Source organism: Rhodococcus sp. OAS809 (assembly GCF_040546695.1).
In the GTDB taxonomy this organism is placed as follows: domain Bacteria; phylum Actinomycetota; class Actinomycetes; order Mycobacteriales; family Mycobacteriaceae; genus Rhodococcus_F; species Rhodococcus_F qingshengii.
On the sequence record NZ_JBEPOI010000002.1, the window covers coordinates 4,118,477 to 4,128,676 of the forward strand.

At 61.5% G+C, this 10,200-nt stretch carries 9 protein-coding genes; 4 read left to right on the top strand and 5 right to left on the bottom strand.

The window, feature by feature from the left end; all coding sequences use genetic code 11:
* The first annotated feature begins 128 nt into the window (after positions 1-128).
* Positions 129-1,685 (top strand): GGDEF domain-containing protein, encoded by a 1,557-nt coding sequence (locus tag ABIE52_RS22230; protein WP_047272637.1) that lies wholly within the window; start codon positions 129-131, stop codon positions 1,683-1,685.
* On the opposite strand, the gene ABIE52_RS22235 is transcribed toward ABIE52_RS22230, so the two are convergent.
* Together ABIE52_RS22235 and ABIE52_RS22240 are read right to left on the bottom strand one after the other, a co-directional pair.
* Positions 1,674-2,426, bottom strand: a complete 753-nt coding sequence (locus ABIE52_RS22235; protein WP_007729041.1) for a cyclase family protein — start codon at positions 2,424-2,426, stop codon at positions 1,674-1,676. The genes ABIE52_RS22230 and ABIE52_RS22235 overlap by 12 nt on opposite strands.
* A 144-nt stretch (positions 2,427-2,570) precedes the next feature.
* Positions 2,571-2,981 (bottom strand): TIGR03668 family PPOX class F420-dependent oxidoreductase, encoded by a 411-nt coding sequence (locus tag ABIE52_RS22240; protein ID WP_030537452.1) that lies wholly within the window; start codon positions 2,979-2,981, stop codon positions 2,571-2,573.
* A gap of 60 nt (positions 2,982-3,041) precedes the next feature.
* Between ABIE52_RS22240 and ABIE52_RS22245 the strand changes: the two genes are divergently transcribed.
* Entirely contained in the window at positions 3,042-4,043 is a 1,002-nt protein-coding gene (locus ABIE52_RS22245; RefSeq protein ID WP_003942580.1) for a PHP domain-containing protein, read from the top strand.
* A gap of 49 nt (positions 4,044-4,092) precedes the next feature.
* On the opposite strand, the gene ABIE52_RS22250 is transcribed toward ABIE52_RS22245, so the two are convergent.
* From ABIE52_RS22250 to ABIE52_RS22260, 3 genes are all read right to left on the bottom strand, one after another.
* Positions 4,093-5,457 (bottom strand): HNH endonuclease signature motif containing protein, encoded by a 1,365-nt coding sequence (locus ABIE52_RS22250; protein WP_354541533.1) that lies wholly within the window; start codon positions 5,455-5,457, stop codon positions 4,093-4,095.
* A 120-nt stretch (positions 5,458-5,577) separates the two neighbouring features.
* Positions 5,578-6,489: a cation efflux transmembrane domain-containing protein gene (locus tag ABIE52_RS22255; RefSeq protein WP_192712606.1), complete on the bottom strand. Its 912-nt coding sequence runs from the start codon at positions 6,487-6,489 to the stop codon at positions 5,578-5,580.
* Positions 6,490-6,561: 72 nt separating this feature from the next.
* The gene (locus tag ABIE52_RS22260) at positions 6,562-7,260 is read right to left on the bottom strand and encodes a haloacid dehalogenase type II (RefSeq protein WP_058228553.1); all 699 of its coding nucleotides are present in this window, start codon (positions 7,258-7,260) and stop codon (positions 6,562-6,564) included.
* Positions 7,261-7,370: 110 nt separating this feature from the next.
* Here ABIE52_RS22260 and ggh point away from each other — a divergent pair, with 110 nt between their 5' ends.
* Together ggh and ABIE52_RS22270 are read left to right on the top strand one after the other, a co-directional pair.
* Complete coding sequence (ggh, locus tag ABIE52_RS22265; protein ID WP_042449890.1) at positions 7,371-8,708, top strand: glucosylglycerate hydrolase; 1,338 nt, start codon at positions 7,371-7,373, stop codon at positions 8,706-8,708.
* 107 nt (positions 8,709-8,815) lie between these two features.
* Complete coding sequence (locus tag ABIE52_RS22270) at positions 8,816-9,511, top strand: glycoside hydrolase family 25 protein (protein WP_370334015.1); 696 nt, start codon at positions 8,816-8,818, stop codon at positions 9,509-9,511.
* Positions 9,512-10,200: the final 689 nt, after the last annotated feature.

Consider the following 10,200-nt stretch of genomic DNA (forward strand, 5'->3'; position numbering starts at 1 on the left):
TCCAGTTAACAATCCGCTACCAAATCGGGTAGGTTCGTACGGGCATTCGTCACCACAACATTCCGGCCGCAACGATGCCGGCTGCAAGACGATCGGTGGTGACGCCTTGAACACCGATGGGTTCTTCGATGACGCAGTTCCGAGCGCGACGCACGTGGCTGGTTCTCGGCGTCGTTGTCGCGGTCATCGCTCTCGCCGGATCCGGGCTGCTCAGCCCACGAACTTCGGTTCTGGTGGACGATATCGCCCAGCTCGTCGGCGGAGCCACCGCAACTGCGGTCTGTTGGTGGACATCGCGGCGCTATCACGGCGTCGAGCGTCGTTGGCGAACTCTGATGGCTCTGGGTATGGCCGGCTGGACTCTCGGGATGTTCTTCTGGGCGTTCTACCGCTCGGTTCTCCACGTTCCACTTCCGTCGCCGTCGATCGCGGACATCGGTTTCTTCATGTTCCCGGTGTTCGCCGTGCCGGCGCTTCTGTCGTTGGTGCGTCAGTCGCCCCGGCGTGAGGCGATCGGTCCGATCCATCTCTGGCTCGTGCTGACGCTCGACGGTCTTGTCGTTGTCGGTGGATTGTTCATCCTCACGTGGACGACCGCCTTGGGCGCCGTCGTTCATACCGGTCCGACGGGATCTCTCGGGTTTCTTGTCGCGGTGATGTATCCGATCACCGACTTCGTTCTGATCGCCATGGTCTTGCTGATGGTCATCGGACCGAAGGCCGTTGCCGAGATCCGCGAACCGCTGACGTTCCTCGGGTGCGGGTTGGTGATGCTCTCCCTATCGGACAGCCTGTACGCGTACTTGGTGGCGATCGGCGCCGAGAGTATGCCGACCATCGCCGATGCCGGGTTCATCGCGGGGCCGCCGTTGATCGCCTTGGCGGCGCTGACGAAGCGAACCGAGCCTCGGAACCGCAACGCGCCGCAGCAGTGGCGAAGCGATCGGACTCAGTTGCTGCTGCCGTATCTGTTGATCGCGGTGATCGCGACGATCGTGACTGTTCAGGCGCTGATCGTCGGCAACCTCGATGCCGTGGTCGTGATACTCGGCGTCGGCGTGTTGGTTCTCGCGCTGGTGCGCCAAATACTCACGCTCCTCGAGAACGACGCGCTCCTTCAACAGATCTCCGCTGCCCAGGACGAGCTGAGGTACCGAGCACATCACGACCCACTCACCGAGCTTGCAAACCGGGCCGCGTTCGACGAACACTTTGCGAGCGCCATCGACGACTATCGCCAGACGAACTCCGATTGGGTGCTGATGCTTGTCGATCTGGACGACTTCAAACAGATCAACGATCGATACGGGCACCCGGCCGGCGACCGGTTACTGGTTGCTCTCACAGCACGTCTGCGCGAAGCGGTTCCCGAGGGTGCGTTTGTCGCCCGATTCGGTGGCGACGAGTTCACAGTGCTCCTGCAGGGCACGATCGACGACGCCGTCGTCGTGGCTCGCCGGATCGTCGACGCGCTCAGGTCCGATCAGACTGCAGACACATCGGTGTCGGTGGGTGCGAGCGTTGGTGTCGCGCATTTCGAGTCCGCGCAGTTCGAGTTCGGGGACGAACCGCTCAGCGCGCACACTCTTCTTCGCCAGGCCGATGCGGCGATGTACGAGGCGAAGAGAAGTGGGAAGGGCGCGGTCGTTGTCTACGGCGACCGTCGCAAATGGTTATCGTCGTAGTAGTGCGAAAATCGTTGCCGGTGAACCCGATCCGGCCTTGTTGATCGCACCACCGACAAGGATGCTGGCCCCGGTGGTTGGCAGGGCGGCAAGATTGTTCAAGTTCTCCAGGCTGATTCGATGCTTGTCGTACAGGATTGTCGAGACGGGGTAGGTTTCGTCGTTTCCGAGGTCGGGACCGAACGTGTCGGTTCCCAATGCTCCGCGGGTGCCCAAACGGCCGGTGTCTATCAGCCACCGCGCCGCGTCCACCGAGAAGCCGGGCTGGTGGGTGACGCCCTCGGCATCGGAGTTGGCATATTCTTCGCTACCCCAGCGCGATTCCCATCCGGTCCAGAGAACTACGGCCGCTCCATCGGGGATCTTGCCGTTGCGCGTTTCCCATTCCTGCAGGTCCGCGACCGTGAGCGCATAGTCCGAATCGGCGGCAGCCTTGTCCCGGATGTCGATCTTCACTGCGGGGAGGAAGAGGTCCGCCGGATCGAGTTGGTCGGCTGTGAGGCCGCCTTCCTGGAAGTGTGCGGGTGCGCCCCAATGCGTGCCCGTGTGCTCACCTTCCTTGACGTACTGGAGGTAGTAGCCGTCGTCTGCGATGGTGGCCGCTGTGTCGAGAGTGAACTCGGGGTCGCCTGGAAAAACCGGCGTCGTCGCCGGGTCGTTCACGTGTGAGAGCGAAACAACCGACAACTGTTCGTTCAACGGACTTGTTGCGTCTTGACTGCTTCCGGAACTGCTACCCATGTCGATCACCTGAGGTCCCGCTACCAGCGCCAGACCTGTGGCTGCGCGCTGAAGTAACTGCCGTCGTTTCATCGATCCCCCGCCAATTTGTCCGAATTGAGAGTGTTGCAATCACTTTCGCTCCTTGAACACTAGGACAGAACCTTAGGCTGCTGCGGACCACGACGACCACTCCACATCGCGGACAGCTATGACCTGTCCGTGCGGTCGGTGATCTACGTACTGCGGATACTTTGCGGCCAAAGCATCGATCGCGCTCTCGGACTCCTTGGTGCCGGGGTCGAGAACCTCCGCATGTCCGTCGACGCGGACCCACCAGAGCGCGGACCAGTCGTCGTCGTAATGATCGACCAGCAGGCTTGCGCGCCCCGTCTCGGTGATGTTCCGGAGCCTGCGAAGAGCGGTCGTGGTTTTCGGTTTGTGGTCGACACAGGAATAGACGGTGCCGCCGACCAAGACGAATACCAGCGGCACGATGTGCGGAACGCCGGCCGCATCTGCCGTTGCCAGGTGAGCCACCCGCGCGGCTTCAAATCGTGCTCTCGGGTCGTCCATATTCACAGCGTAAGGGGATCAAGGGTTGCCGCGAGCCGCTGCTGACGGAACAGTGGTCTCATGGAACCGGATGAAGCGCTTCGGGAGATCGCCTACTGGCTCGAACGATCACGCGCTGAAACGCACCGCGTCAAGGCCTATCGCCGAGCTGCGGAGGTCTTTTCAGGATTGTCCGACGAGCAGAAGGAGTCTCGCCGGAAAGCCGACAGTTGGAAGGCCCTCACCGGCATCGGGCCGAAGACTGCCACGATTATCGCTCAGTCGTACGACGGCATCCCCGAGTATCTCGAGGAACTGCGGGGGCAGGCTGAGCCCATCGGCGACAGCCCATTGCGACAAGCCCTCCGCGGCGACCTCCACACCCACTCCGACTGGTCCGATGGTGGAAGCCCCATCGAAGAGATGATGCGACGCGCAGCAGCACTCGGCCATGACTACTGCGCCCTCACCGACCATTCGCCTCGCCTCACAGTTGCCAACGGGCTGTCCGCGGAGCGCCTACGGTCTCAACTCGACGTGATAGCCGGGTTGAATGCCGAACTGGCTCCCTTCCGCATCCTCACGGGAATCGAGGTGGACATCCTCGAGGACGGTTCACTCGACCAGGATCCCGATCTGCTCGACGAACTCGACATCGTGGTGGCGAGCGTCCACTCCAAGCTGCGGTCCGAACGCGAGGCGATGACCCGCAGAATGCTTGCTGCAGTGCGAAATCCGCGTGTCGATATTCTCGGGCACTGCACCGGGCGTCTTGTCGAGGGTGCTCGCGGAACCCGGCCCGAGTCGCAGTTCGACGCAGAGAAAGTGTTCGAGGCCTGCCGAGAATCAGGGACCGCCGTCGAGATCAACTCCCGACCGGAGCGTCGTGACCCGCCTTCGCGTTTGATCGAGTTGGCCCGCGATCTCGATTGTCTTTTCTCCATCGACACTGACGCCCATGCCCCCGGTCAGCTGGCTTGGCAGGGCTACGGCTGTGACCGGGCCGAAAAGTGCGGTGTCGAAGCCGATCGGGTGATCAATACCTGGACCGCCGAAGATCTTTTGGAGTGGGCGGGCAATTGAGAGCACGCCGGAATGGGTCACCGAGGCGTTTGCTCGGTGACCTCCGGGTTCAGAGTCGTGTGGTGGAGCGGCGGGGTTTCCGGTCGGGGTCGATGCCCGGTGGTGGGATGAACCAGGGCAGGTGATCGGTGCCCATTCGGATTTCCCATTGTCCGGTGAATTCGGGTTTTCGGTGCATCAGGGTGTGGTGGGTTCGGCAGAGTAGGACCAGGTTGTCCATGACGGTTGGTCCTCCTTTGGCCCAGTGTTTGATGTGGTGGGCGTCGGTCCAGGCGGGGACGCAGTCGCAGCCGGGGAAGGCGCATCCTTTGTCTCGGGCGATCAGTGCGGTGCGTTGTGCTGCGGTGACAAGCCTTTTGAGTGGGGTGACGTCGAGTGGGGCACCGTTTTCGTCGAGGAGGACGGCGCCGAGCATGCAGTCGCAGGCGATCATGCGGGTGCGGCCGATGCTCAGTGGTCCCATCCAGGGCATGTGGCCGACATCGAGATCTTGTTTGTCGAGATCGTGAAAGTCGAGATCGAGCATGCCGGGATCGTCGTCCTCGGACGGGACAGGTGTTGAGCCATCACTCGTTGTGGCGCATTCATGGTGGTAGGCCAGGTCTTTGGCGTTGATGTGCACGTTCAGGTGGGGGCGTTGGCCGCCGTCGATGCCGGTGGCAGCGTTGTCGAGGTAGCGCCGGATGAGTTCTGCCATGGCGTCTGCGTTGCGTGTGGCGGCGGGTCGTTTGTCGGGTGTGCCGTCCTCGGCGGGGGTGGGCATGGAGAGGTTGGAGAGGGCGGAGAGAAGCATTTCGCCGGTCACTCCGTCGAAATCGCCTCGGACGGCGATTCTTCCGTTGAGGGTGGGGGAGATGCGCAGTTCGTTGCGGTCGGTGTCTTCGCTTGGTGGTGGGTCGTCGGATTCGAACATGTGCTCGAGGACGCTGATGGCGTAGCGCAGTTTGACGGTGGTTGCTTCGGTTCCGGATGCTGCGGCGAGGAGTGTGTCGCGGCAGTACGGTAGTGCGGCGTCGGGCATTGCCTTGGGTGGGGATTCGCAGAACGCCACGATCAGTGCTGCGTGCTCGAAAGTGAGGTCACCGGCATCGAATTGGTCTTCGATCTCGGGAAATGAGCGTAGCGCTTTGCCCAGGGCTGCGATTCTTCTGCCGGTGGAGATCTGCAGCATGGTGTGGTTCGCGAGCCATTGTCCGGTGCCGCGGTAGCAGAGTACTTGTTCGTCCGGGTTCAACGTCAGGGTGTCGACAGCGGCCACTCGAATGGCTTCCAGGCGAAGGATTTCCGCTGACGCGGTGATGGCGATCTCGCGGACGTCGCTGGGGTGAAGCCGCCACAATCGTCCGCGCACACCCACGGCGGAGTTGTTGACCACGTCGGTGACAGTATCTTCGTCGGTGATGTTGATCGTCATGAGAACCCCCCCGTTCCATCTCCCATCATACTCGAACATACTTTCGAGTCAAGGGCTTTTTTGGGAAGGTGAGGTGGGCCCGGCCGTCGTGATTCTGTTGTTCGAGAGCAGATTCCGTCGCTAGAGCATCAGCGCCGGATCTGTAGTCAGTTCGATGTTCAGCCACGGTTCGTAGGGGAGATCGGCGAGGCTGGTGGCGAACGAGCGTCGTACTGCGTCTTCACCGTCGATGTCCCAGCTGTGTGGCGCGACCATGAACGTCGCTTCGACATACAGCTTGCGACCCACCTTGCTCATGGTGAGAGTCGGTTCGTCCAAGCCGAATTCGTCGCGGACGACGGCGATGGCATCGTGCACGCGGGCCTGAACGTTTTCGCCGGGAGCACCTTCGAGGAGTTCGATCAGTGCGGTTCGCAGAAGTGCGTACGGTTGCGGGACCAGCATCGCGCAGCCGAGGAGGACCAAGACGGAGTCGACATATCGGTCGGCGTCGGAGAAATCGGTGCGGCCCAGGATCATTGCGACGACAGCACCGACTGCGACCAGCGCGCTGAAGGCAGCCGACGCTCCCCATTGCCTGGCTTCGGCGACGAGCAGATCAGATGTGCGGTCGACTTGTCGGACGTAGCGCCAGATGATGATCGACACCACCGCGCTGACAGCGCCGTATGCCACCAGAGACCCCGCGGTGACGTCGGCTCCGCCCGCGAGGATGACACGAACTGCCTCGACTGCGGCGTAGGCGAGCGTCGCCAGTAGTGCCATGCCCTGGACAGCGATGACGACCGGGATCAATGCCTCCTTACCGAACGGGAAGCGTGCGGTGGGGCCCGAGTCGGCTATCCGCGAGACCCGCAGTGAGATCGCCGTCAACACCATTCCGATGAGGGCGTACACACCGTCGAGCAGGATCACCTGGGACTGCGAGATCCAGCCCCAGAATGCGGCGAGCACAGCCAACGCCGTTGCGACCACGAGCGAGTACCGCAGGGCCTTGCGTTCGCGGGTAGCGCTGTCTTCCTTGGTGCCCATGAATTCCAAACCGCCTGTCCGTTTCGATATTCCTTCACGTAGGAATACCAGCAACGACGCGCAGGCACGGGATCAGTGGACCAATTGCGCTGCCAGATCGAGAAAGTCCTCGGCGTTGATGTCGAACTCGTCGGAGAAGGACACATCGGGATTGCCCCTGGCTCCGAATTCGAGTGGTCGAGCTATGAAGGCTGTGCGGAATCCGAGAGCTTTGGCCGCCCGGATGTCATATTTGTGACTGGCAACCATCATGATCTCGGCCGGGTCGTACCCGAGATATCGAGCAGCCAGGTGGTAGATCTTCGGATCTGGTTTGAAGACGCCGGCCATTTCGGCAGTGAAGACGGCATGCCATGGCAGATTTCCGTGCCGGGAGATGCTGACTCCGGCATTCACGTCGGCGTTGGACAAGGCAGCGATTGTGTACTGCTGGCGCAGGGTTGTCAGGCCGGCGACAGTGTCGGGCCACGGGTCCAGGAATTTCCAGGCGGTGGTGAGTTCTTCCTGTTCGGCATCGGAAAGTTCGATGCTCTCGCGGGCCAACAGCTTGCGCAGAGCCTCGCGGTACACCGAATGTACTGTCACCCATTCGCCTGTGGAATCGTCGGCCTCGGAGGTGTTCGCGAAGTACTCAGCGCGCCAGAGATTGACGAATCTTGGCCAGTCCACGTCGGCGTCGGTGATTCGACGGGCCTCTCGGCACAGTGTGCTGTGAAAATCGGTCGCTGTGCCCTGGACGTCGAACAGCAGTGCTTTGATCTTCTCGCGCACTAGGCCTCCACTCCGAGATCACCCGACGGACTTCCTTCATTATTGCGGCTGCAGCGCCGGATTCGTGCTCGGTGAGCGCAAAGGCTCGACGCGTCGCAAAATAGACATCTATGGCCGACCGCGGATTTACCCCGACTCAGCTCGCCGCCCGAGCTGCCTACTTGCTGCGCGGAAACGACCTGGGCACGATGACCAGCGCTGCCCCGAAGCTGTATCCCCACATGTGGAGCTGGGACGCCGCGTTCGTGGCGGTAGGTCTGGCGCCGCTCAGCGTCGAACGGGCGGTAGTAGAGCTCGATACCTTGCTCTCGGCTCAGTGGAAGAACGGAATGATTCCGCACATCGTGTTCGCGAACGGTGTCGACGGCTACTTCCCCGGACCGACGCGGTGGGATGTCAATGCGTTGGCAGCGCATGCTCCTTTGGGTACCGCTACATCGGGAATCACCCAACCCCCCGTTCACGCGATCGCGGTGCAGCGGATTCTCGATCATTCGCGTCGGCACGGACGTACGACGCGTGCGGTCGCGGAAGAGTTCCTCGACCGGCGCTGGAGCGATCTGGTTCGGTGGCACCGGTGGTTGGCGGAGGCCCGCGATCTCGACGGCAACGGCCGTATCGCGCTCTATCACGGGTGGGAATCTGGGATGGACAACTCTCCGCGTTGGGATCTGGCGTACGCGAATGTTGTTGCGGGACAAGTGCCTGCGTATCAGCGTGCTGATCTCGCTGTGGTGACGGACCTGTCTCAGCGGCCCACGGATAACGAATACGACCGCTACCTTTGGCTTCTCGAAGAGATGAAGGCCGTGCGGTACGAGGATTCTCAACTCGCCACTGCCATGAGTTTTGCCGTCGAGGACGTGTTTGTCAGTGCGGTTTTCTCGATGGCATGCGACGTCTTGGCAACTATCGGTGAGGAGCATTCGCGGCCGAACTCCGACGTCCGTGATCTGCGCGGTTGGGCAGATCGATTCCGGCAGGGCGTGATTGCCACCACCGATGAACGATCAGGTGCAGCAAAGGATTTCGACCTTCGCACCGGGCGATGGGTTCATACCGAAACCATCGCGATGTTTGCGCCGTTGCTGTGCGGCGGCCTGAGCCGCGATGCCGAGCGCGCTCTGTTGCGCACTTTCGAGGGGCCCAAATTCTGTGGTCACCCGGACATGCGGTTTGCTGTCCCACCGTCGACGTCTCCGGTTTCCGGCGATTTCCGTCCTCGGGAGTATTGGCGTGGCCCGGTGTGGCCGGTGATCACGTGGTTGTTCTCGTGGGCGTTCGCGCGTCGGGGGTGGGCCGAGAGATCGCACGTCTTGCGTTCGGAGGGGTTGCGGCAGGCCAGCGATGGCAGTTTTGCCGAATACTACGAGCCTTTCACCGGTGAGCCGCTGGGCAGTATGCAACAGTCGTGGACCGCTGCGGCTGTTCTCGATTGGCTCGGTTGAGTGAACATTCCCTGAATTAGGGGACAAAACGGACTAGTCGACCTTAGTCTCGGGAAATGGTCGAGCGACGGATCGTCAGGACACTGGGCAAGCTCACCCCGATCGCGATGGCAGCTGCCATCGCGATCACGGCACCTGGCCTCGCCGCTGCCGACGCTCCCCGCGGCCCGGACGTCTCTTCGTGGCAGCACGTGGACGGAACCGGAATCGACTGGTTCCAGGTCAAGGCGTCAGGGCACGAGTTCGCGATGGTCAAGGCCACCGAGTCGCTTAACTACGTCAATCCGTACTTCATCCAGGATTGCCTGGTCATGCGTGCTGCCGGCGTCTCGCGCGGGGCCTACCACTACGCAGACGTTCGCCAGTCCCCCGAAGCCCAGGCCGCCTTCTATTCGGCGATCGTCCTGGGTATCAACGGACCTGGTGACCTCCCGCCCGTTCTGGATCTCGAGGACGCGAAGGGACTGCCCGCCGGGCAGGTCATCGACTGGACTCATCGCTACTTGAATACAGTCCAGGCACTTACCGGGCGGCAGCCCATCATTTACACGTATCCCAACTTCTGGCGTACTCAGATGGCCAACACCACCGAGTTCAACCACTACCCGCTGTGGATCGCCGATTACAACGGGCAGAACGCACCGGGGCCGCTACCCGGCGGTTGGTCCAACTGGACTTTCTGGCAGTACACCAGCACCGGACGCATCCCCGGAATCACCGGAAACACTGATATCAACGTCTACAGCGGAGCCCAGGGCGATTTCGATCGCTACGCCAACAGTGTGGGGTTCGGCAGCAGCTAGTTTGCGGCGGGGCCCTTGGCTCCGTGGTGCCCGGTTCGGGCCCTTTCGCCCTCGATGCATTTGCCTCGAGGCACGCGGAAGGGCCCTTTTTGGCACTCTTGTGACGCTTGGCTGGTTAGTCCGGTTGTTGCTCGTCAGTTACGAGAATTATGCCGGGCGGTAGCCACGGTCGCTGAACTTTCGACTAGCTGAGCAGGATCAGAAAATAGCTATGGCAGAAAATGAGCAGAACTGCTCTGCCTGAAAAGCTACAAAACGGACTTGAAGTTGGGTTTGAATCGAAGGCGGCCGCCCGGTTTCGGGCGAAGTTGGTGCCTCGCAATCCAATTATCGGAGCCTCGGGATGCTTCGTTACCGGCAGCCGTCGCTGAGTGTGGTCTGGATCAATTCGATCAATTTCGACGTGCTCGCACGGGTGATCGGACTCCATTCAGGACGGGGTTTCCGACCGTCGTTCGAGGGTCTGTGGCGCATCCAACAGGCCTTATCCATATTGGGCATTTGTCCAGATTCCGTACCTTCCTTGAGGTTGGTCGTCACCCGATCTGGTCAGCGGAAACATTGAATGTCATCGCGTTCGCCGCGGTGCCGCACTCCGAGGGCTGAATTGTCCGCTCGGACAACACTGCTCCTCGAAGCTTGTCCGATCTACGAACAAAAACGTCGATCGGTCTGCTTTGTCCGACTTT

Coding starts and splice junctions, on each gene's coding strand:
- ABIE52_RS22245 (WP_003942580.1), top strand. CDS start 3,042: ATGGAACCGGATGAAGCGCTTCGGGAGATCGCCTACTGGCTCGAACGA.
- ABIE52_RS22240 (WP_030537452.1), bottom strand. CDS start 2,981: ATGGACGACCCGAGAGCACGATTTGAAGCCGCGCGGGTGGCTCACCTG.
- ABIE52_RS22235 (WP_007729041.1), bottom strand. CDS start 2,426: ATGGGTAGCAGTTCCGGAAGCAGTCAAGACGCAACAAGTCCGTTGAAC.
- ABIE52_RS22255 (WP_192712606.1), bottom strand. CDS start 6,489: ATGGGCACCAAGGAAGACAGCGCTACCCGCGAACGCAAGGCCCTGCGG.
- ggh (WP_042449890.1), top strand. CDS start 7,371: ATGGCCGACCGCGGATTTACCCCGACTCAGCTCGCCGCCCGAGCTGCC.
- ABIE52_RS22270 (WP_370334015.1), top strand. CDS start 8,816: ATGGCAGCTGCCATCGCGATCACGGCACCTGGCCTCGCCGCTGCCGAC.
- ABIE52_RS22230 (WP_047272637.1), top strand. CDS start 129: ATGACGCAGTTCCGAGCGCGACGCACGTGGCTGGTTCTCGGCGTCGTT.
- ABIE52_RS22250 (WP_354541533.1), bottom strand. CDS start 5,457: ATGACGATCAACATCACCGACGAAGATACTGTCACCGACGTGGTCAAC.